The organism is Asticcacaulis sp. (assembly GCF_035497195.1).
Lineage (GTDB): Bacteria > Pseudomonadota > Alphaproteobacteria > Caulobacterales > Caulobacteraceae > Asticcacaulis.
The window spans coordinates 228469-250872 of sequence record NZ_DATJDZ010000022.1; the positions used below are offsets into that span (position 1 = coordinate 228469).

15 protein-coding genes are annotated in these 22404 nt (G+C 60.8%); 13 read left to right on the plus strand and 2 right to left on the minus strand.

Going from position 1 to position 22404, the window contains the following annotated elements; translation table 11 throughout:
• Window positions 1–40: 40 nt before the first annotated feature.
• On the minus strand, window positions 41–1066 hold the full coding sequence (locus tag VL130_RS14435; protein ID WP_325363726.1) for an alpha/beta hydrolase: 1026 nt from the start codon (window positions 1064–1066) through the stop codon (window positions 41–43).
• Window positions 1067–1563: 497 nt separating this feature from the next.
• Here VL130_RS14435 and VL130_RS14440 point away from each other — a divergent pair, with 497 nt between their 5' ends.
• From VL130_RS14440 to VL130_RS14495, 12 genes are all read left to right on the plus strand, one after another.
• Window positions 1564–2532, plus strand: a complete 969-nt coding sequence (locus tag VL130_RS14440) for an alpha/beta hydrolase (protein WP_325363728.1) — start codon at window positions 1564–1566, stop codon at window positions 2530–2532.
• 104 nt (window positions 2533–2636) lie between these two features.
• Window positions 2637–4220: a glycoside hydrolase 43 family protein gene (locus VL130_RS14445; RefSeq protein ID WP_325363730.1), complete on the plus strand. Its 1584-nt coding sequence runs from the start codon at window positions 2637–2639 to the stop codon at window positions 4218–4220.
• A gap of 481 nt (window positions 4221–4701) precedes the next feature.
• The gene (locus tag VL130_RS14450; RefSeq protein WP_325363732.1) at window positions 4702–5820 is read left to right on the plus strand and encodes a sn-glycerol-3-phosphate ABC transporter ATP-binding protein UgpC; all 1119 of its coding nucleotides are present in this window, start codon (window positions 4702–4704) and stop codon (window positions 5818–5820) included.
• Window positions 5820–6734 (plus strand): sugar ABC transporter permease, encoded by a 915-nt coding sequence (locus VL130_RS14455; protein ID WP_325363734.1) that lies wholly within the window; start codon window positions 5820–5822, stop codon window positions 6732–6734. The genes VL130_RS14450 and VL130_RS14455 overlap by 1 nt, the downstream gene beginning before the upstream one ends.
• On the plus strand, window positions 6734–7603 hold the full coding sequence (locus tag VL130_RS14460; protein WP_325363736.1) for a carbohydrate ABC transporter permease: 870 nt from the start codon (window positions 6734–6736) through the stop codon (window positions 7601–7603). The genes VL130_RS14455 and VL130_RS14460 overlap by 1 nt, the downstream gene beginning before the upstream one ends.
• On the plus strand, window positions 7600–8898 hold the full coding sequence (locus VL130_RS14465) for an ABC transporter substrate-binding protein (protein ID WP_325363738.1): 1299 nt from the start codon (window positions 7600–7602) through the stop codon (window positions 8896–8898). Before VL130_RS14460 ends, VL130_RS14465 begins: the two co-directional genes overlap by 4 nt.
• On the plus strand, window positions 8898–10472 hold the full coding sequence (locus VL130_RS14470) for a glycoside hydrolase family 28 protein (protein ID WP_325363740.1): 1575 nt from the start codon (window positions 8898–8900) through the stop codon (window positions 10470–10472). The genes VL130_RS14465 and VL130_RS14470 overlap by 1 nt, the downstream gene beginning before the upstream one ends.
• Entirely contained in the window at window positions 10469–11623 is a 1155-nt protein-coding gene (locus tag VL130_RS14475; RefSeq protein ID WP_325363742.1) for a glycoside hydrolase family 88/105 protein, read from the plus strand. Before VL130_RS14470 ends, VL130_RS14475 begins: the two co-directional genes overlap by 4 nt.
• Before the next feature lie 286 nt (window positions 11624–11909).
• Window positions 11910–14879 carry a TonB-dependent receptor gene (locus tag VL130_RS14480; protein WP_325363744.1) on the plus strand — a complete coding sequence of 990 codons (2970 nt, stop codon included), beginning with the start codon at window positions 11910–11912 and terminating at the stop codon, window positions 14877–14879.
• A gap of 185 nt (window positions 14880–15064) precedes the next feature.
• Window positions 15065–16660: a family 43 glycosylhydrolase gene (locus VL130_RS14485; RefSeq protein ID WP_325363746.1), complete on the plus strand. Its 1596-nt coding sequence runs from the start codon at window positions 15065–15067 to the stop codon at window positions 16658–16660.
• 25 nt (window positions 16661–16685) lie between these two features.
• Complete coding sequence (pelA, locus tag VL130_RS14490) at window positions 16686–17993, plus strand: pectate lyase (protein ID WP_325363748.1); 1308 nt, start codon at window positions 16686–16688, stop codon at window positions 17991–17993.
• Window positions 17990–19597, plus strand: coding sequence for a carboxylesterase/lipase family protein (locus tag VL130_RS14495; protein WP_325363750.1), 1608 nt, complete (start codon window positions 17990–17992; stop codon window positions 19595–19597). Before pelA ends, VL130_RS14495 begins: the two co-directional genes overlap by 4 nt.
• Here VL130_RS14495 and VL130_RS14500 read toward each other — a convergent pair whose 3' ends face one another.
• Entirely contained in the window at window positions 19598–20938 is a 1341-nt protein-coding gene (locus tag VL130_RS14500; protein ID WP_325363752.1) for a pectate lyase, read from the minus strand. It lies immediately after the preceding gene.
• A 153-nt stretch (window positions 20939–21091) separates the two neighbouring features.
• On the opposite strand from VL130_RS14500, the gene VL130_RS14505 reads away from it, so the two are divergent.
• Window positions 21092–22150 (plus strand): LacI family DNA-binding transcriptional regulator, encoded by a 1059-nt coding sequence (locus VL130_RS14505; RefSeq protein ID WP_325363754.1) that lies wholly within the window; start codon window positions 21092–21094, stop codon window positions 22148–22150.
• Window positions 22151–22404 lie beyond the last annotated feature (254 nt).

The window sequence follows — 22404 nt, forward strand, 5'->3', positions numbered from 1 at the left end:
GGCAGCCGTGAGACATTATAATCATCGGTGGAGACCTTTGTCATTGTTTGACCGGCGCAAACGACAGGTGCTTGGCAAAGAAAGGCAGGACGTGATTCTGGAAGCGATCCGCCACGCCGCTGACGTGATCCCCGTCGTAAAGTTCGAAGGTGTTGGCGATGTGATAGGCAGTCAGCGTGTCGCTTAGCGCCTTGGTGTCAGTCTTCAGTCCGTCGCGGTCACCGACATCGAAGGCGATCGCCGCATAGCGACGCATATTGGGAATATACTGATGCACCATCGAGATCGGGGCATTTGCCGCCCACCGCGCGATGACATCCGGCTGCGCAACGCCGTCCTTCGTCGGCAGATCTATGTAGAAGGGCGGATTGTTGGGATTGGGAGACCAGGCCGAAGACACGGCAAGGGTGGCGCGAACGAAAAAGCCGAGCGATTTCGCTTCCTCGGGCGTTTTCACGGCTTCCAGCGCCAGGCCCTCCTCGGGCGAGGGCGCGCCGCGCGCCGACAGGCAGCAGGGACTCATCGCATACAGGACGCTGAAGACTTCGGGGTGCTTCATGCCGATCCGCACCGTGCCGTAACCGCCCATGGAATGGCCCGCCAGTCCGCGACTCTCCCGCTGGGCTAAGGTGCGGTAATGGCTGTCGATGTAGGCGACCAGGTCCGCGGCGATAAAGGTCTCCCAGTCCCCCGTCGTCACCGAGTTCGAATACATGGAGCCATTATGCAGCGTCTGGGCACTGGGCAGCACGATAATCAGGCCCGGAATACCGGCCGCATAGGCGCCCTCGATTGTCTGCGGCGTCTTGATTTCTTTTGACCAGATCACACTGTTGATCGAATAGCCGTGAAGGGCATACAGGACGGGATAGCGCTTCTGGCTGTCCTTGTCATAGTCCGGCGGCAGATAAACGGTCACGCTGCGGTCAGGCGAATTACCCTCGAGATTGCCTTCGAGCGCCTGGCTGTGAACCGTGATTTGCTCCGTGCGCACGGACTGAGCCGCCACGGAATGCGCCATGGCGATCGCCACAACAGCACATAGACCGAAAAACACCCGTCGCATCCACCCTCCCGTATGATTTATTTGTTTTTTCAATTCCTCTGACAATATCGGTCAAAAATCAAGCTTTGAATCTGATCAAGGCCCCATATTATGACAGTTTATTTTATTAGCAAAATTGTGCGCAATGCAGAACAACAAAGAATATTACACATAATCAACTAATTAGATGCTTGTAAAAATTCACGCCGATGTCTTGCGATAAAGATTTCTTTGATTTTGGCAAAAAATAGCGCCGCCACGATTGACGGGAATTGTCCGATATAATAGCTTGTGTGACCGCTAACATATGTTGGCGCCATTCTCCCCTGACCCGAGAGAATGTGTGCTTTGTACTATCGTCCCAACTGCTCCTTGTCTTCGGAGCATGTAGACGGGCGCATTTACGGATGCGCCCCCCTTTTTTTTTCAGTATCGATGCAGGCTCTCAGGTTTTTCCCGCCCGAGTTCCGGACTGATCTTCGCGTTGCCCAATCAAAAAATAAGCAGAGAGAAATGCCATGAAATCGGAAGTCCACAAAACAATTGTAACACGGCTGCTGCGCCAGTTACAGGCCGGCGCAGCCGCAACCGCAATCGTGATGACCTGCGCCTTCGCATCCCCTGCCAGTGCGCTGGATGACAAGATGTCGCCCATCGCCACGCCGGCGCAGCCCAATGCCATTGAACTCAGTACCGGCCCCCTGCCTGGCGCCACCGCCAAGGAGGCCTGGCACAGTCAGTATGGCAGCGTGTTCGCACGCAATGTGACGGTTGCCACGATTACGCCATTTCTGCCCGATCCCGCCAAGGCCACCGGCGCGGCGGTAATCGTTGCGCCAGGCGGCGGCTTTCGTACACTGTCCATGGAGAATGAAGGCTGGGATGTCGCTCAGGCACTGGCCGACCAGGGCGTGGCCGCATTTGTCTTGAAATACCGCCTCAATCCGACGCCGGAAGACATGGGCGAATTCGAGCGCTCGATGGCCGAGATGTTCTCCGGGGCCGCCCGCCCACCTCGGCCGGGTCAAGATAACCCTGCCGTTGCCTTGGCGCCTCAGATCGCCGACGCCCGCGCCGCCTTCAGCCTCGTCCGTTCGCGCGCGGCCGAATGGCATATCGATCCCGATCGGATCGGGATGGTCGGCTTTTCGGCCGGCGCCATGCTCACCCTGTCAACGGCCCTGTATGGTGAAGATGCCAAGCCCGCCTTTATCGGTGATATCTATGGCCCGCTGACGCCTGTCACCGTACCGGCCGATGCGCCGCCTCTCTTTATCGCGCTGGCGGCCGATGATCCGTTTTTTGCCAACGCCGGTTATGGCCTGATCGACAACTGGCGGGCGGCCAAGCGTCCGGTGGAATTCCACCTGTACGAACAGGGCGGCCACGGTTTTGGCATGTACAAGAAAGAGACCACCAGCACCGGCTGGTTCGATTCGTTCGTGCGCTGGCTGGGCATGCATGGTTATCTGAAGCCGAAAGCATAGCTGGTATTCTGGCGGCCTGGACGTTTATATGACGCGCCAGACCGCCAGACGCGCCCTTATAAGCCTGCGCAAAATGTTCTGAAACGATCGCAGGGAGGCGGTTCATGAAACGACCCAATGTCAAAACAACCATTGCCACATTTCTGCTGACAACATTATGTGAATCCCCCGCCTTCGCCACCGATGTCGCGCGCGCGCAGCCCTTTGCATCCAATGGCGACGGCACCTATAGCAATCCACCGCTCTATGCCGATTTTCCGGACCCGGACATTATCCGAGTCGGTGACGACTTTTATTTCGCCACAACCACCTTTGCCAACACGCCCGGCCTGACGATCCTGCATTCGCGCGACCTGGTGCATTGGGAATATACCGGCCATGTCATGGCGCGTCTGGATGGCCTCGACGCCTATGACCTGCGCGGCGGCACGGCATACCGCGCCGGAGTCTATGCGCCCAGCCTGCGGTATCATGACGGCGTTTTTTACATCGCCGTCACGCCAAACGGCCAAAACACCCGTATTTACCGTGCGACCGACATAAAGGGACCGTGGACCTATACCGAACTTGATCGCGCCGCGTTCGATCCCGGCCTGTTTTTCGACCGCGACGGCACCGGCTATATCGCCACCTCCGGCGGATGGGACGGGACGCTGACCCTCCTGACGCTTAATGCCGACTATTCGCAGATCGCAGCCTCGAAGGCGGTCTATTACAACAAGGGCGCCGAAGGTTCGAAACTGATCCACCGGGGCGAGTGGTATTACCTGTTCAACGCCATCCCCTCACGGCTGGGCCTCACCGTATCCCGCGCCCGCAGTCTCGATGGTCCCTGGGAAACGCACGACCAGATCGACGACCGGACCGGCGGCCATCAAGGCGCACTGGTTGATCTGCCAAATGGCGAGTGGTACGGTTTTGTGATGGTCGATGCTGGCGCCATCGGCCGGATGACCCGGATCAGTCCGATATTCTGGCAGGATGACTGGCCGGTCTGGGGCACCCCCGCCGCGCCTGGCCGCGTTCCGGCTTCAGCGACCTTGCCATTGCCAGCTCATCCCGAATTGCGACTGGCGACCTCCGACAATTTCGACAGCAAAGTCCTCGGCCTCCAATGGCAGTGGAACCATAACCCGGACGACAGCCGCTGGACGCTGACGGAGCGGCCGGGCTTCCTGCGATTGAAAGCCACCCGGTCGGACGCTTTCTGGACGGCGCGAAACACCCTGACTCAGAAAGGTTTTGGCCCCTCCAGCCAAGCCATAGTCCGTCTGGATGTAGGCCACCTGCACCCCGGAGACAGATGCGGCATCGGTACGCTCGGCAAGTTCAACGCCCAGGCGACCGTTGAAACGACCGCAGACGGCCATCGCTCACTGAGCCTGCGGCTCGATGAAGATACCGTCGAGGGACAAAGGACCAGCATCCTTGCGCCTTCCATACCACTTCAAGGCGATATACTGTACCTGCGCACCGAGATGGACTTTACCACCGCCCGCGGACAGATTGCATACGGTGCGGATGGCGCGGCCTGGTCACCGCTCGGCGGCGACTTTCCGCTTGCCTACGACTGGCGCACCGGCACCTTCCAGGGACCGCAGTTCGCGATGTTCTGCTTCAATCCCGCAGATAGCGACGGCTATCTGGACATTGACAGTTTCGACCTCATGATCGGCGCAGCGCATTAATTTTGTATAGCGCGCATCCGACTGCGAACCTCTCGAATGTCCGACGCGTAAAATCTCGGGCCAGCCATATTTTCCAGACAGGGGCGGCCACAACCTATCTGGCGCACATGTTCAGCCGGAAAACGCCCCGTCGAACGATACTTTCGTTCTTGAAAGAAAATACCGAAACCGGTCGCAACACACGAGAGAATATTCAGGGCCTTATAGCGCTTCATATCTCAGATATGAAGGCAGTCGACAAGACACAAGCCCTTCTAAACGCACAGCGTAAATGAGGCCGGCGCGCAAGGTCGCGACCTGAATTGCGGAAGCCATTCGGGCATCATTACTGCCGTTTCAACCCCGCTAAACATAAAAAATTACAAAGCGTATAGGTTGCCGATTGAAAATGACACCGGTTTCCTATAGGCTCCATTTTAACAGATCGCCCGGCAAGGGGGCCACAAAGGCCAGATCATAAAAACAAACAAACGGGGAATAAGTGAACACGTCCAGCGTCATCCTGGATCAGGTCACCAAGTCTTTCAGCGGCCACGATGTCATTAAAGGCGTCTCGCTGGAGGTCAAAAAGGGTGAACTGGTCGTCTTCGTCGGTCCGTCGGGCTGCGGAAAATCCACCCTGCTGCGCCTGATCGCCGGCCTGGAAACACCTTCCAGCGGCCGCATCGATATCGCCGGTGAAAACGTCACCTACGCTCATCCGTCGAAACGCGGCGTGGCGATGGTTTTCCAGTCCTACGCGCTTTATCCGCACATGACGGTCGAGGACAATATCGGCTTCGCCCTGCGCATCAAGGGGATGCCGCGCGTCGAAATCAAGCTCAAGGTCCGCGCCGTCGCCGAAACCCTGCAACTCGGTCACCTGCTGCACCGCCTGCCCAAGGCGCTTTCCGGCGGGCAAAGGCAGCGCGTCGCCATCGGGCGCGCCATGGTGCGCGAACCCGACGTCTTCCTGTTCGATGAACCCCTGTCCAATCTCGACGCCTCATTGCGCGGCCAGATGCGGGTGGAAATCGCCGGCCTGCACGCGCGACTGGGCGCCACTTCGGTCTATGTGACGCATGATCAGGTCGAGGCCATGACCCTAGCCGACAAGATCGTGGTGCTGAATGGCGGCCGCATCGAACAGGCCGGTCCGCCGATGGAACTCTACCGCCGCCCCGCCAACCTGTTCGTCGCCACCTTCATCGGCTCGCCCGGCATGAATATCCTGCCGGCCACGCTTGCCGGCGCTGAGCGCGACCAGGTGACCGTCACCACGGCGCAAGGGCCGATCAGCCTGCCGCGCGTCAATGCCAATATCGTAACCGGCGCTGAGGTCAGCCTGGGCCTGCGCCCGGAAAGTCTGTCGCTCACCACCGCTGGCAAGGGTCAGCTATCGGGTTACGTCAACCTGATCGAACGGCTGGGCGGCGAAACCTTCGCCTATATCGCGCTGAAGGGCTTCGAGGCGCCGCCAATCATCGTCCGGCTTGACGGCGATGTCGAACTTAGGGTGCATGACGAGGTGCATCTGGCGATCGACGGCCAGCGCGCGCATCTCTTCGGCGCTGATGGCCTGGCGCTCGGCCATGTGCCGGATACGAAGGAGCGCGGCTGATGTCCGGCGCCTCCATCTATGCCAGCCGGCGCGCGGGCTCGCTGTATATCGCGCCCTTCGCCATCGGCTTTCTGCTGTTCACCGCCTTTCCCTTCATCGCTTCCTTCATTCTCAGCCTGACCGACGCAAGGCTTCAGGATCAGCTCGGCGACGCCCACTTCATCGGCTGGTCAAACTATGCCGGCATGTGGAGTGACGCCACCTTCCGCAAGTCGCTCGGCGTCACCTTCTTCTACGTCTTCGTCACCGTGCCGCTGAAACTGGCCTTCGCGCTTTTGATCGCCGTGGTGCTCAATTTCAAACTGCGCGGCATCGGCCTGTTCCGCACCGCCTTCTACCTGCCGTCGATCCTCGGCGGCAGCGTCGCCATCGCGGTCGTCTGGCGCTTCGTCTTCGCTGGCGATGGACTGGTCAACCAGTTCCTTCACGGGGCCGGCATCGGTGGCGTCAACTGGCTGGGCGAACCTTCGACCGCCATGTTCTCCATCATCCTGCTGCGTCTGTGGCAGTTCGGATCGGCCATGGTCGTCTTTCTGGCTGGCCTGAAAGCCATTCCCGAAGACCTCTACGAAGCCGCCGACATCGACGGCGCCTCGCGCCTACGCCAGTTCTGGATGATCACTCTGCCCCTGCTGACGCCGGTGCTGTTCTTCAACTTCATCATGCAGATCGTGCAGGCGTTTCAGGAGTTCAACGGCCCCTATATCATCACCGGCGGCGGGCCGATGAAATCGACCTACCTGCTGCCGCTGATGATCTATGAGGAAGCCTTCAAATACTTCAATCTCGGCTATTCCTCGGCGCTGTCCTGGGTGCTGTTCGTCATCATCGCCCTGTTCACCGCCCTAGCCTTCTGGTCGCAAAGATTCTGGGTGTTCTACGCCCAGGAACGCAGCGATAAAGGAGGTCACTGATGAGCACGGCCTCCGTACATGGCTGGCGCCGCCACCTGCCCCTGATCAATGCCTTTATCCGCTACGGCCTGCTGATCGGCATTGGCTTCCTGATGCTCTACCCGCTGTTCTGGATGATCGGTGGCGCTTTCAAGAACAACCACGAAATCTTCGCCTCGCCCGGCTTCATACCGGCCCACCCGACGACGGACGGCTTCACAAAAGGCTGGAAGACCTCGACCGAATACACCTTTGCCACCTACCTGCTGAACACGATGAAGATCGTCATCCCCAAGGTGATCCTGACGGTGATTTCATCGGTCATCGTCGCCTACGGGTTCGCGCGCTTCGCCATACCCGGCCGCAAGCTTTTGTTCGCGCTGCTGATGGCGACGGTGCTGCTGCCCAAGTCAGTCCTGCTGATCCCGCAGTACCTGATGTTCCGCGAATTCGGCTGGCTCGATACCTATCTGCCGCTCTACATCCCGCAGGCCTTCGCGGTGGAGGGCTTCTTCGTCTTCCTCATTATCCAGTTCATGCGCAGCCTGCCGGTCGATATGGAAGAGGCGGCGGTGATGGACGGCTGCAACTCGTTCCAGGTGCTGACCCTGATCGTCTGCCCGGTCATCCTGCCGGCGATCATTTCGGTGGCCCTGTTCCAGTTCATGTGGAGCATGAACGACTTTTTGCAGCCCCTGATCTACCTGTCGAGCGTCGAGAAGTACCCCGTAGCGCTGGCGCTCAAGATGTCGATCGACGTCACCGAAGCGACGTCATGGAACGAAATCCTCGCCATGTCGGTCATCGCCCTGGCGCCGTCGCTGATCCTGTTCTTCGTGGCGCAGAAATACTTCGTCGAAGGCGTGACCTCCGGGGCGGTGAAGGGATGAACACACCTGTTACACGTCGTGCCGCCATAGCTGGCATGGGCGCATTGGCCGCCTGCTCGCCCCGCACCGCGCCCGGTCCGCAGCGCCAGGTGACCCTGCGCATGAGCTGGTGGGGCGGCGCCTCGGCGCACAAGGCGACGCTGGAAGCCCTGCGCCTCTTCATGCAGCGCTACCCTCACATCGAGGTACGCGGCGAATATACCGGTTTCGCCGGCCATCTGGAACGTCTGACCACCCAGATCGCCGGCCATACCGCCCCGGACCTGATGCAGATCAACTGGTACTGGCAGGTGCTGTTTTCGCGCGATGGAAAGGGTTTCTACGACCTCAATGCGCTGTCGAAGGAAATCGATTTCTCGCAATACGACGCCCGCACCCTTGGCATGGGCGAGCGCAACGGCCACCGCAATGCGCTGTCGGTCGGCAATGCGGCGCGGCTGTTCTATTTCAACCGCACCACCTATGACAAGGCGCGGCTGGCCCTGCCGGATTCATGGGAAAGCCTGCTGGCCGCCGGCCCCAAAATGCGCGACGCTCTGGGCGACGCCTACTACCCGATCGACGGCACCTTCCAGGATTTCATCGCCCTGGCGCGGTCGCGCATCGTGCAGAAAACCGGCAAGGCTCTGGTCGATGATATCAATAAGCGCCTCAACTGCACGCCGCAGGATATCGCCGAAATGGCGCGGCTTTACGCCGGGCTGACGCGTAACCACAGTCTGCCGGCCGCCCGCGTCCGTGCCGCCTTCGGCAATGTGGCCCAGCAGGAAATGCGGCCGTGGATCAACGGCCAGTTCGCCGGCTGCTATCTGTGGAACTCGTCGATCGACAAGTTCACCGACACCTTGCGTCCCGGCGAGCATGTCGAATTGGCGTCCTATCCGCTGATCCCCGGCGCCAGCGATGCCGGACTGCTCTACCGGCCGGCCATGATGTTCGCCATCAACCGCCAGACGTCACATCCGCAGGAAACCGCCCTGCTGCTCAACTTCCTGATGAACGATCCGGTTGGCATCCGGGCGATGGGCCTGAGCCGCGGCGTGCCCTCCTCGGCCATAGCCCGCCGCACCCTGACGGAAGACGGCATGATGACCGGCCTGAAACTAGACAGTGAGGCCGAACTGGCGAAGCTGCCGATCACCGTGCTGGAAAGCCCGTGGTTCGAGCATCCGCGTGTGCGTGATGGCTTCCAGGATATTCTGGAGATGCAGGGCTATGGTGTTATCGATGAACAGACGGCGAGCCAGCGACTCTATGATGACATCAACGCCATACTGGCGCGCGTGATCCGATGATGCTGACCTGCGTCGCCGCCCTGCCGACCGCGCTGGCGCTGGAACTTGCCAACGGGCACTGTTTCCGCAGTCCCGCGCCGCATCGCGTCCGGCTGAATGGCGTCGAGGTTTTGGTGACCGACCGCAACAGCTTCACCCTGCGCGGCCTGAAAAGCGATACGGCCTACCCTGTCGAGGTGGAAAGCGGCGGCCAGACTTACTCTCTGACGGCGCGAACGAAACCGCTCACCGCCGCGCTCGATCCGCGCGCTTTCGGCGCTAAAGGCGACGGCGTAAGCGATGACACCCGTGCCTTGCAGGCCGCCCTCTCCGCTTGCCCGCCCGATGGTCTGGTGCGGCTGGACAGCGGCGATTTCGTTTCCGGCCCGCTATTCCTGAAGAGCCATACCCGCCTGGAAGTAACGCGCGGTTCCAGCCTTCTCGGCCTGCGCGATATCGACGCGTGGCCGTTGCTGCCCGGTATACTTCCCGGTTCGGATGGCCAGCCAGTCTTCCTCGGTTCATGGGAAGGCGAGCCGGTCACCTGCCATGCCGCCTTGCTGAATATCCTGTCGGCGGAAGATGTCATGATTTATGGCGAAGGCACGATCGACGGCCGCGCCGGTTTCGATACCTGGTGGTCCGGCGATCGCATCGCCCACGAGAAGCGACCGGAGCGCGGCGCCCTCCCTGGCGGCACGGCGCTCGGCTGGCGGTCACGCCTGATCTATGCCATTGACAGCCACAACCTGACCTTCGAGGGCGTGACCCTGACAGGCAGCCCATCATGGACCCTCCATCCGCTCTGTTGCACCGATGTCCGCGCCGTCAATCTGTCGATCACCGCTCCGGCGGACAGCCCCAATACCGACGGCCTCAATCCCGAAAGCTGCACCGGCGTCACCATCACCGGCGTCCATTTCACCGTCGGCGACGACTGCATCGCCCTCAAGTCCGGCAAGATCAGCATGGCGAGACTGGCCCTGCGCCCGACGCGCGATGTCACCATCGCCAACTGCCATATGCAGGACGGTCATGGCGCCGTCGTCATCGGTTCGGAAATGGCGTCGGGTGTTTACGATGTCCGGGTCCGCGACTGCCTGTTCACCGGCACCGATCGGGGGCTGCGCATCAAGACCCGGCGCGGACGCGGCAAGGACGCCATTGTCCGCAATATCCGTTTCGAGAATATCCGCATGGAAAATGTCGGCACACCCTTTGTCATCAACAGCTTCTACTGGTGCGATCCCGACGGCAAAACCGACTATGTGGGTAGCACCGAACCGCTGCCAGTCGATGACGGTACGCCCTCGCTCGGTAAATTTACGCTGACCCGCATTCACTGCACCGGTGTCCGGCTGGCCGCGGCGTGGCTGCTCGGTCTGCCCGAAAGGCCGATCGATGGCCTCACGATCGACGGCTTTTCCGTGCGCTATGCCGCCAATGTCACGCCGGAAGCGCCGGATATGGCCGCGTCCATCCCCGCCGTGGCCCGTCAGGGAATTTATATCCGCAATGCCCGTCATGTCCGCCTCGATCATATCGATATCGAGGGCCAGGATGGCGAAATCCTCAGACTGGAGTCCGTGTCGTGATCGTTATTCCGCACATCCCCGAAGATGTCACGCGCGCGCCCGTGCAACGCGCCTTCCATTTGGGTAACAGTACGATCCGCAAACTATCGGCTTTCGGTGCGCAGGTGCCCGTCTTTGTCGAAGCCTATATCCGAAGCTGGCGCCCCTACAAGGATGCCTGGAACTACGAGGACGGCATGATCTGGCTGGGCGCGCTCGATCTTTATGAGGCTACCGGCGATGCATCCCTGCTCGATTTCGTCCGCACCGAAGCCGAACGCCGCATTACGCCCGAGGGTGTGATGACGACCTTTGAATCCGAGGAATACAATATCGACAATATCCACGCCGGCCGCGTCCTGCCGCGTCTTTACGCCCTGACCGGTGACGAACGTTACCGCCGCGCCATGGACCGGCAGTTTTCCCAGTTGCTTACTCATCCGCGCACCCAATCCGGCAATTACTGGCACAAGCAGATCTATCCGTGGCAGGTCTGGCTGGACGGCCTTTACATGGCCCAGCCCTTCCAGACCGCCTATGCACGAGCCGCCGGCCAGCCGGACCTGTTCGCAGATACGGTCCGCCAGTTCCTGGCCGTCGAGGCCAACCTGAAAGCCGGGAGCGGCCTCTATCATCACGGCTGGGACGAATCGCGCGCCGAACGCTGGGCCGATCCGGTCACCGGCCGCTCGCCCTGCGTCTGGAGCCGCGCCATGGGCTGGTGGGTCATGGCCCTGGCCGATGTCTGCGAAGCCGCCGAAGGGCTTGACGGCCGCGGCGACATAGCCCATCTGCTGACCGACAGCCTGGACGCCCTGAGGCGGGTGCGCAAGCCCGGAGGCCTGTGGTATCAGGTCGCCGATCAGGGCAGCCGCGAAGGCAATTACGAAGAAGCCTCGGCCTCACTGATGATCGCCTATGCCTTGATGAAGGCGATGCGGCTGGGCGTCACCGATACCGCCGCTGAGGGCTTGTCAGCGCTGCGGCTGGTTTGCGATCGCTTCGTCACCCCCTCAGCGCTCGAAGGCATTTGCGGTGTGGCGGGGCTTGGCAATACACCCTATCGTGACGGTTCTTACGCCTATTACCTGTCCGAAAAAATCACACCAAACGATCCCAAAGGCGTGGGCGCCCTGATGATGGCGCTATCGGAAGGCTCGCGCCTGCCTTAACCAGTTTCAAATTTGAAAAAGGTTCCCGTCACAACTATGGCAAAATTATCGCAGTTTTGACAGAACGGTGATTTTTAATGCCACCGGTGTCATTCTTGCGCTATACGGTCTTGCCAGCCCAAATATTCTATGTCTAGTTGTCAAATATCGACGTCATGCGGATTTCATCCGATTTAATGACACCGGTGTCAAATTAATAAGCCGAAGCGAAGCCAAAAGGCTTCCATTCATACGAACAGCCGGACGCTTTGATTCGGACTGTTGGCAAAACGGGGAGTAAAAACCGATGCTGAAACCGAACGACGCCAGAGTTGCGTCCAAATTTACCAAAGCCCTCGCCCTGAGCGGCTCCGTAGTCGCTATTGCTATCGCTGCCGGCGGCCTGTTCGCCGGGTCAGCCCTGGCGCAGGATGCCGCGCCGGAAACAGCCCCTGCGGCGGCGCCCGCCGACGATTCCACGCTCGTTATCGTTACCGGCTTCCGGGGGTCCCTCCAGACCGCCATCAGCGAAAAGAAGCGCTCCACCGATATGATCGACGTGATCAAGTCGGAAGATATCGGCCAGTTCCCTGATCTGAACCTGGCGGAAAGCCTGCAACGCATTCCCGGCGTCTCGATTGACCGTGACGGCGGCGAAGGCAAGCAAATCACCGTGCGCGGCCTCAATTCGGAATTTTCCCGCACCCGCCTGAACGGCCTCGAAGCCCTGGCCACCACCGGCTCCAAAGATTCCTCCGGCGGCACCAATCGCGGCCGCGGCTTCGACTTCAACGTCTTCGCCGCCGACCTGTTCAACTCGCTGACCGTGCGCAAGTCGCTGTCGGCCGAGATCGAGGAAGGCTCGCTCGGCGCAACGGTCGACCTGCAAACCGCCCGCCCGTTCGATTACAAGGGCTTCACCATGGCCGGCTCGCTCCAGGCAGGCTATAACGACGCCTCGAAACAGACCGAGCCGCGCGGCACCTTCATGGTATCCAACCGCTGGGCCGATGGCCGGCTGGGCGCCCTGCTTTCCGTCGCCTACAGCACGCGCACGGTGATCGAGGATTCGACCAACACCACACGCTGGGAAAATGCCTATGCCAACGGCAACGCCGGACGTATCGGCGCTTACAGCACCGACGGCGGCGCTACCTTCACCCCTGTCACGCCCTGCACCAACAATTCGGCTAACCAGTGCAACACGAACGAAGGCAATGCCAAGAACCCGGTCCTGACCGATCCGGAAGCCCTGGCCATCAGTCACGCCCTGCATCCGCGCATTCCGCGCTATAACCACTTCGAGACCGATCAGGAACGCCTGGGCATCACCGCCGCCTTCCAGATGCGGCCGAACCCCGACACGCTGTTCACCCTGGAAGGCATGTACGCCACCTTCGGCTCCAACCGTGAAGAGTGGGAAATCGAAGGCATTTCGTTCAGCCGCACCGGCGCTGGTTTCCCGAAATCTTCGGTTTACGACTATACGATCGACGATGAAGGCACCATGACCAAGGCGTCGTTCAACGATGTCGATATCCGGGCCGAACATCGCTACGACGAACTCAAGACCACTTTCCAGCAGCTCAACCTGACCTGGGATCAGAACTGGGGCGACCGCCTGACCTCGAAAGTGCTGATCGGCGCGTCGGATTCGTTGCAGGACAACCCGGAACAGACCACCTTCACGTTTGAATCCTACAATGTCGATGGCTACAGCTACGACTATTCGGACATGACGCATCCAAGCTATAATTACGGAACGTCCGCCACCAACTGCTCGCCCGATCAGGCCTGCTACTGGACCTATTCGAGCAGCACCGCCAACGGCGACGCCTCGCTGATCCGCCTGCGTCCGCAAACCGTGGAGAACAGCTTCGCCACCGCCAAGCTCGACCTGAAATACAAGCTGACCGACAATATCGACATCAAGGCCGGCGTCTCCAGCAAGAAGTACGAGTTCACGTCTACGGAATACGGCCGTTACACAACGGATCCCCTCAAACGGGACGAAAACGCCTCCGGCGCCATCGTCTCCGCGATCGACAGCGACATCGCCGGTTATTCCGAGACGGTTACGGTCGGCGGCAACACCTACCTGATCCCCAATCTCGACAAGATCCGCAGCACCTTCGATTACAACTGCAACTGCACTAATGCCTACGGCACCTTTACGGTCAACAATACCAACTCCTCATCGATCGCCGGCAACCGCAACGCCCAGGAAGTCGATACCGGTTATTATCTGCAAGCCGATTTCCGCGGCCAACTCGCTGCCATGCCGTTCCGCGGCAATATCGGCACCCGTGAGGTCCGGACCGAAACATCCGTCAGCGGTTATATCGGCACATCGGGCGCACCGGCCCTGACCACCATCCGGCGCAGCTACAGCGACTCGCTGCCTGCGTTGAATGTGATGATCGAACCGATCGAAAACGTCTATCTGCGTTTCGCCGCCGCCAAGACGATGGCGCGTCCGACCCTGCTGTCGATGACTCCGGGCGGCGGGTCGATCGACACCACCAAGAAGACTCTGAAAACAGGCAATCCGTACCTCGATCCGGTTCGAGCCAACACCCTGGACTTCTCGGTTGAATGGTATCCGGACAAGGACACAATGGTGACGCTGGGTGTGTTCCAGAAGGATATCAAGAGCTATATCCAGTCGCGCGTCACCTCGGTCAAGCTGAGCGATCTGGGCTATAACTATGCCGATCTCGGCGAATCCAGCGATGTGGAATATGACGTCACCACGCCCGTCAACACACCGGGCGGCGATCTGAAAGGCTTTGAAATCAACATTCAAAAGCCGTTCACCTTCCTGCCGGGCTTCCTGAGCCGGACCGGCGGCATCCTGAACTATACCCACGTCGAATCGCAGATCCAGTATTACATCGGGGCAGGCGACACCACGACGACCGCCGCCAACCTGCTCGGCCTGTCGCCGGAAGCCTGGAACGCTACCCTCTATTATGAAGGCGACAAGCTGTCCGGCCGCGTCGCCGCCTCTTATCGTGACGGCTACCTGTCGCAGCTCGCTCCCGGCTCCTCGGCCGATTTCTGGGGCAAGCACGAGACGCTCAATATCGATGCGCAGTTGACCTACAAGATCAACAAGCAACTGACTCTGGTTCTGGAAGGCATCAACCTGACCAATGAAGCGGATGACCGCTACATCGCTTACGATACCGCCCAGGGCAATACCGCCCAGAACCTGCTGTATGATTACGGCACCTCCGGCCGTCAATATTACCTCGGCCTGCGTTACAAGTACTAGAGCGCAATCCGATAAAGTGGACACCACTTTTCGGATAAATTGCGCGACAGCACAAAATTTAGAGCGGCGTTTTGACTTTATCAAAACCATCCCGCTCTAAGCGTTTTCCTTCTCTGTCATGACTGGGGCGCCGGAGTCATCCGGCGCCCCTTTTTATGAGCGGGGATGTTTTTGAAGGATAATCCATGCCGAAAACCAGCCGCCGCGACGCCCTGAAATCAGCCGGACTGGGCCTCGGCCTGTTGTTCGGCGGTTCCGCCACAACGGTTCAGACCGCGCCAGTATCCGCCCGCGGCGTCGAAGGTCAGCGCCGGGCCGATCTCGGCGATGGCCGCTTCCTCAATCCGATCATGGCCGGCGACCACCCCGATCCGTCGATTCTGAAGGACGGGGCTGATTATTACATGACTTTCTCGACCTTCGAAGCCTATCCCGGCCTGATCATCTGGCACTCTAAGGACCTGGTGAACTGGCAGCCGGTGACGGCGGCGCTCACCCGCAATATCGGCTCGGTCTGGGCGCCGGAACTCTGCAGGCACAAAGGCCGCTACTACCTCTATATCCCGACGAAACAGACGAAAACGCCTGGCAGCAGGACCACCTCATGGGTTATCTGGGCCGACGATATCAAGGGACCGTGGTCGGAGCCGGTCGATCTAAACCTGCCCGACCATATCGATCCCGGCCATGCGATCGGCGAGGACGGTGCGCGCTGGCTGTTCCTCAGCGGCGGCGACCGCGTGCGCCTGTCTGATGACGGTTTATCGACTATTGGCGAAGTCGAACATGTCTACAATCCGTGGCGTTATCCGGCAGAATGGGATGTGGAAAGCTTCTCGCCGGAAGGCCCAAAGGTCACCCGGCAGGGCGATTATTTTTACCTGATACTGGCGGTTGGCGGCACGGCAGGGCCACCTACCGGCCATATGGTCATCGCCGCCCGTTCGCGCTCGATCAATGGCCCCTGGGAACAGCATCCGCGCAATCCGCTGGTGCATACGGCTTCACTTGACGAAAAATGGTGGTCGCGCGGTCACGCCACGCTTGTTGAAGGCCCCAAAGGCGACTGGTGGGGCGTTTATCATGGCTATGAAAACGGCTTCTGGACACTGGGCCGCCAGACCCTGCTGGCGCCGGTCACCTGGAGCGCCGACGGCTGGTTCGATTTTGGCGGCGGCGACCTGTCGCAGCCGATAAAAAAGCCCCTGCCCGGCCCGGCCACGCCGCACGGCCTGGCGTTGTCTGACGATTTCACCACCGACAAGTACGGCCGGCAATGGAATTTCTTCAACCCCTCAGCCGATGAAACCGGCCGCATCCGCCGCGAAAACGGCATCCTGCACCTGACGGCGCGCGGCGAAGCGCCGTCGTCCTCTCCGCCCCTGCTGTGCGTCGCCGGCGATCAGGCTTACGAATTCGAGTGCGATATCGAAATCGATCCGGGCACGCGCGCCGGGCTGCTGCTGTTTTACGATTCCAGCCTCTATTGTGGCCTGGGTTTCGACGCGCAGACCTTCATCACGCATCAATACGGCATCGAACGCGGACGGCCCGCCAATCCCTACGGCCAGCGGATGCGGCTGCGCGTGCGCAACGACCGTCAGATCGTCAGCTTCCATACCTCGGCCGATGGCGAAACCTGGAAACGCTTCGATCGCGGCATGGAGGTTTCCGGCTACCATCATAATGTGCGCGGCGGTTTCCTGATGCTGCGGCCCGGTCTTTACGCCGCTGGCGAAGGCGAGGCCCGCTTCCGCAATTTCACCTATCGGGCGCTTTGACCTGCGCAATCTATGGAGACTGACCATGAGACTGTCCATTCACGCAATTTCCGTCATGACCGTGCTTATGGCCGCCCCCGCTTTCGCTGCGGTTGTCGGCGTCAATACGGCGGCGCAGGCGATCACCGCCGAACGCATCGCCACCCTGCCGCCGGAAGCGCAGCCCGTCTGGCGGGCCTATCTCGACCGCTCAAAGGCGCAGATGAACGCTGATCGCGCCGCACTGGCCGCCGAGGGGACGCCGGGCGATATCCCGGCGGTTAAGATGCGCAGCGACAGCGAAAAGACCATGCCGCTCGACCGCGCGCCGGACTGGTACGCCACGCCGGAAGCGCGTCATATCGCCGATGTCATCATAAGCTTCCAGACCCCCGCCGGCGGCTGGAGCAAGAACCAGTCGCGCGACGGCGCCCTGCGGGTGCCCGGCCAGCCCTGGGCCGGCGACAACAGTTCGCACTTCGCCGCGCCTGGTGATTTCGATACGGCGCGTGATGAACATTGGCATTATGTCGGCACGCTCGATAACGACGCCACCATCACCGAGCTACAATTTCTCGCCCGCATTATCACCGCGCTCCCGGGCGATGACGGCCTGCCTTACCGCACGGCCTTTGCAAAGGGCGCGGCCTACCTCTTCAACGCCCAGTTCCCCAATGGCGGCTGGCCGCAGGTCTGGCCGCTCGAAGGCGGTTATCATGACGCCATCACCTTCAATGACGACGCCCTGGTCCACGCGGCCGAACTGATGTCGGATATCGCCTCCGGGGCCGGCGATTACGCCTTCGTCCCGCAAGCGATACGCCAACAGGCCGCAAGCGCCCGTGATCGCGCCATCGCCTGCATCCTGACCACGCAGGTGAGGGTGAATGGCCATCGCACCGTCTGGGGACAGCAGCACGACGCCCTCACCGAATTGCCGGTGGCCGCGCGCAATTTCGAGCCGGACGCCCTTTCCAGCGCCGAAAGCGCCAGCCTGCTGGTCTATCTGATGCAATTGCCCGATCCATCGCCAGAAGCCGTGGCAGCGGTGCATGATGGCGTTAAATGGCTGCATGAGGTCGCCCTGCACGATGTCGCCTGGACCGACGGCGGTGACAAGGCCGCCGGCCGCAAGCTGATCGCCAGTCCCGGTGCACCCGACCTGTGGGCGCGCTATTATGTGGCGGCCACAGGCAAGCCGGTCTTCGGCGACCGCGACAAGACCCTGCACGATGATGTCAACGAGATCAGTGTGGAGCGCCGCAACGGCTATGCCTGGTTCAACACCGCGCCGCTCAAGGTCTTCAAGGCCTACGCCAAATGGCGCCTCGCCCATCCGGAGCCCGTACAATGAACCGCCGCGACAGCCTGAAACTGCTGGGTGTGGCCGCCGGTCTCATGGCCGCGCCCGCCCTCGCCAAAACCGGCCAGAAAACCGGCCAGCCAACGGTCATGACGCAGGCCGGGCCGGTCATCGGGCAAGCGAGGGGTGGCGTCGATGTCTTTCTTGGCCTGCGCTATGGCCAGAATACCGGTCAAGCGCGCTTCCGGCCGCCGGTGAAGCCGGAACCATGGACCAAACCCTATATCGCCGATCACTATGGCGCGGCGGCCCCGCAGGCCGACACGCCCGATCCTTACGGCCAGAGCGAGGACTGCCTGTTTCTCAATATCTGGACGCCGGAAGCCAGCCCGCGCAAGCGGCGGCCGGTCATGTTTTATATCCACGGCGGCGCCTACAATACCGGCTCAGGCGGCAGTCCGCTCTATGACGGCACCAATCTCGCCCTGCGCGGCGATGTCATCGTGGTCACCATCAACCACCGCCTGAACGCTTTCGGCTATCTTTATCTGGCGCGACTCGAACGCGAGGTAACGGGTGCGCCAGGTCCTCTCGCTTTTTCCGGCAATTGCGGCCAGCTTGATATCCATCTGGCGCTCGAATGGGTGCGTGACAATATCGCGGCCTTCGGCGGCGATCCCGATTGCGTCATGGTCTTCGGCCAATCCGGTGGCGGCGCCAAGATCGCCACGATGATGGCGACGCCCGCCGCGAAGGGCCTGTTCCACCGTGCCGCCACTATGAGCGGCCAGCAGGTCACCGCCTCCGGCCCCGGCAACGCCACCCTGCGCGCCATAGCCTTCCTCTCCGCACTTGGGCTGAAGCCCGATGCCGACGGTCTGAAGCAGGTGCAGACCCGACCTGTGGCCGACCTTGTGGCGGCGCTGAAAGCCAACGATCCGGTGATCGGCAAGGGCGGTCTTTACTTCGGCCCGGTCCTCGATGAAGCCGTCCTGTTCCGCCACCCCTTCTGGCCAGATGCGCCTGACCAATCCGCCGCCATATCGATGATGATCGGCAATACGCATGACGAGACACGTGCGTTCCTGGGTGGCGATCCGCACAATTTCGAGCTGACCTGGGCAGAACTGCCGGCCAAGCTGCCGCCGCAATACCGCGTCGATATCGATCCGTATCTGGTCATCGATACCTACCGCCGCCTGTATCCGGATATGTCGCCATCGGATGTTTTCTTCGCTGCTACCACCGCCGGGCGTTCCTGGCGCGGCGCAATCGAGGAACTGGAGGCGCGCGCGAAATCAGGCGCGGTCACCTATGCCTATCAGGTCGACTGGAAGACACCGAAAGACGGCGGCCAGCTCGGCGCACCGCACACCATCGATATTCCACTGGTCTTCCGCACAACGAATGTGCCCGACAGCATCACCACCGACAGCGACGATGCGCGCAAAATGGCCGACCTGTTTTCGGACGCCTTCATCGCCTTCGCCCGCACCGGTTCGCCGCAAACCGCCTCCCTGCCGGACTGGACGCCCTATTCAATGGAAAAGCGTGAAACCCTGCTGATGGATTTGCCGCCGCAACTGGCCGACGATCCGCGTGGCGAGGAACGCAGGCTGTTCGCCAGGGTGCCCTTTATCCAGCAGGGCACCTGATCAGTGCTTCGGCGCCGACTTCGCGTAGAGTGACACCCAGCCGGCCTTCGGACTCATATCGTCAAGGTTCCAGTCGGCCTCGACGAATGGCGCGTCGGTGCGCTGATATTTCGGATAGCCGTAATAGTTCTGCGCCTCGGAATCGATGATCTCGCCGCGCCCTTCGGCGACATCCGACAGGATCTTGAAGTCGACATCATCGCGGTCCCATGGCCGGGCGCCGGCGGATTCGTAGATTTCATCCTCCAGCCGGGCCGCCGGAATGATCGGCATGTCCTCCGGCAGATAAGGCGTCTGCGCCTTCATGATTTTGGCCGAACCCGTGGTGTAGCGTCCGGTCTGCGCCACCGGGGTTCCATAGGGATCGACGGCTATATTGTCGCGCATGTACAGCGACACATCACCATCCCCGCCGAGCGTAAACAAAGGCGTGGCCGTGACCGTATCTGGCCCCTGACGATAGACATTGCCGATCAGGGTAATCACCCCGGTCTCGAACGGATGGGTTTCCCATTCATGGGCGATCAGGTTGTAATGGATCGCCTTTTGCCCCGGATTATAGATCATCGAATTGACCTCGGCGGCATGGACTCCGCCCTTGAAGAGGGCGTTGCGCTCCTCGTTCGAGGCATAAAGGTTGGCATAGAGCAGGATGCCCGTGGCGTTATCGTGGATCAGCCCGCCCTTGGAATGCTCGCCCTTGTCGTGGGTCGATTCCGCCAGCCCTTCATAGACGAGATTATGGCTGTAGGTAATGTCGTGCGAGGTGTTCTGCCGCCATTCGGTGACGTCCGCCCCCTTGAAGCGCGGACCTGACGCCGACAGGTTTTCGTCGGTCGCCCAGGAGAAGCTGCAATGATCGACAATGACATTATAGGCCGCATTGGTGGACAGGCCGTCGGCGTTCCAGCCGCTTTGCTTCGGGTGCCCCGCCTCGCCGGTGCGGATCATGACGTGCTGCATGATCACATCATGCGTGGCGATGTTAAATTCCCCCTTGATGAAGGTAATGCCGGGCGACGGCGCGGTCTGGCCGGCAATGGTCAGGAAGGGATTTTTGATACGCATCGAAGCGCTGTCGAGATCGATCACCCCGCCGACCTCGAAGACGACGATGCGCGGCCCTTCGGCTTCCACCGCCGCGCGAAAAGACCCCGGCCCGCTTTCATTGAGATTGGTGACGCGGATGATGCGCCCGCCCTTACCGCCCTGTGTCGCCTTCGCCCAGCCCAGAACATCATAGGTCGAACGATTGAGGTGGAATTCCGCGGGAGTGGCGGCCATTGCCGGCGCAGCGAACGCCATGACGCCACAGAGCCATAATATCTTCCTGAAAGACATATGCGTTTCCTATATAAGACCCTGTTTCGACCTTTTCGGTCTTGTCCGGTTCATCAGGTGCAATCTGCACGTGACGTCCGTTCTTTAGTATGGTAACCGGTGTCATAAAGCTAACCGGCGGCTTTTGCAAGCGCCGGAACCTATGGGGGGCCGATGACGGAAACGATCGAAACATTCCTCAGCCGTCGCAGGAAGGCCACCATCAATGATGTGGCGCGACTGTCCGGCGTTTCCAAAAAGACTGTTTCGCGCGTCATCAACAATTCCCCAAGCGTTCACCCGCAAACGCGCGACGAGATCGCCGAAATCATCGCCCGCATCGGCTTCCGGCCTGATCCGCAGGCGCGCGGCCTGGCGTTCCGGCGCGCCTTCCTGATCGGGCTGATCTACGACAATCCCAACGCGCAATATGTCGTCAACATGCAGATGGGCGCGCTCGACTGCCTGCGCGGCACCGGCACCGAACTGGTTGTCCATCCGTGCGACTGGCACAGCGCGGCCTTCCTTTCCGAACTGCGGGAATTTCTGGAAAACCAGCGGCCCTCCGGTGTTATCATCCTGCCGCCGATCGCCGAAGACCGCCGGCTGCTGGACCTGCTCGATGAACTGAATGTGCCGCATGTGCGTGTGACGGCCCGAACCGCAAGCAGCGAAGATTCGTCAGATGCCGGCCGGGAAATCGTCTCGCGTGACGATATTGGCTGCGCCGAAGCGGGCGCCCATATCGCGGCGCTTGGCCACCGCCGCATCGGCTATATCGGCGGCAATCTCGATTATCCCTCTGCCCATGTGCGGCGGCGCGGTTTCGAGGCCGGACTGGCCGCGCACGGCGCTGCTATCGCCGCCGATCTCGATGAGCGCGGCGATTACAGTTTCGATTCCGGCTATGAAGCGGCGCGGCGGCTTTTTGAGCATCCCAACCGCCCCACCGCGATCATCTGCGCCAATGACGAAATGGCCGCCGGCGCCTACAAGGCCGCTTACGAGGCGGGCCTGCACATCCCCGGCGACCTGACCCTGATCGGGTTCGATGATGCGCCGATCGCCGATCGCCTGTCCCCGCCCCTGACCACGGTGCGCCTGCCGACACGTGAAATGGCGCGCATGGCCGCCGACCGGCTCATTGCGGCTCAACCGATCGAAACCGGCCTTGTTGTCGATTCCGCGCTGGTGGTGCGCGGCTCTTCCAGCGCGCCGAAGCCCGGTTTCTGACTGTCAGGTCAGAATTGTGTTGTCAAAATAAATGACACCGGTTACCTAATAATCAAACAACGGCATCGGGTGCAACAAACGGACTCGAAAAGCCTTTTCAAACGGGAATAAGACCATGTGCACCAGCCATTACGCGAAGACGCTTTACGCCACGCATCCGGACATGATGAAGGGCGCGGATAATGCCGACCTGCGCGACAAATACCTGATGACGGGCCTGTTCGCGCCGGACGCCGTGGTGCTCAACTACACCC

Excerpts from the sequence above, each read along its gene's own strand:
- VL130_RS14435 (WP_325363726.1), bottom strand. The coding sequence starts at position 1,066 with ATGCGACGGGTGTTTTTCGGTCTATGTGCTGTTGTGGCGATCGCCATG.
- VL130_RS14480 (WP_325363744.1), top strand. The coding sequence starts at position 11,910 with ATGCTGAAACCGAACGACGCCAGAGTTGCGTCCAAATTTACCAAAGCC.
- VL130_RS14455 (WP_325363734.1), top strand. The coding sequence starts at position 5,820 with ATGTCCGGCGCCTCCATCTATGCCAGCCGGCGCGCGGGCTCGCTGTAT.
- VL130_RS14440 (WP_325363728.1), top strand. The coding sequence starts at position 1,564 with ATGAAATCGGAAGTCCACAAAACAATTGTAACACGGCTGCTGCGCCAG.
- VL130_RS14445 (WP_325363730.1), top strand. The coding sequence starts at position 2,637 with ATGAAACGACCCAATGTCAAAACAACCATTGCCACATTTCTGCTGACA.
- VL130_RS14505 (WP_325363754.1), top strand. The coding sequence starts at position 21,092 with ATGACGGAAACGATCGAAACATTCCTCAGCCGTCGCAGGAAGGCCACC.
- VL130_RS14485 (WP_325363746.1), top strand. The coding sequence starts at position 15,065 with ATGCCGAAAACCAGCCGCCGCGACGCCCTGAAATCAGCCGGACTGGGC.
- VL130_RS14470 (WP_325363740.1), top strand. The coding sequence starts at position 8,898 with ATGCTGACCTGCGTCGCCGCCCTGCCGACCGCGCTGGCGCTGGAACTT.
- pelA (WP_325363748.1), top strand. The coding sequence starts at position 16,686 with ATGAGACTGTCCATTCACGCAATTTCCGTCATGACCGTGCTTATGGCC.
- VL130_RS14495 (WP_325363750.1), top strand. The coding sequence starts at position 17,990 with ATGAACCGCCGCGACAGCCTGAAACTGCTGGGTGTGGCCGCCGGTCTC.
- VL130_RS14460 (WP_325363736.1), top strand. The coding sequence starts at position 6,734 with ATGAGCACGGCCTCCGTACATGGCTGGCGCCGCCACCTGCCCCTGATC.
- VL130_RS14465 (WP_325363738.1), top strand. The coding sequence starts at position 7,600 with ATGAACACACCTGTTACACGTCGTGCCGCCATAGCTGGCATGGGCGCA.
- VL130_RS14500 (WP_325363752.1), bottom strand. The coding sequence starts at position 20,938 with ATGTCTTTCAGGAAGATATTATGGCTCTGTGGCGTCATGGCGTTCGCT.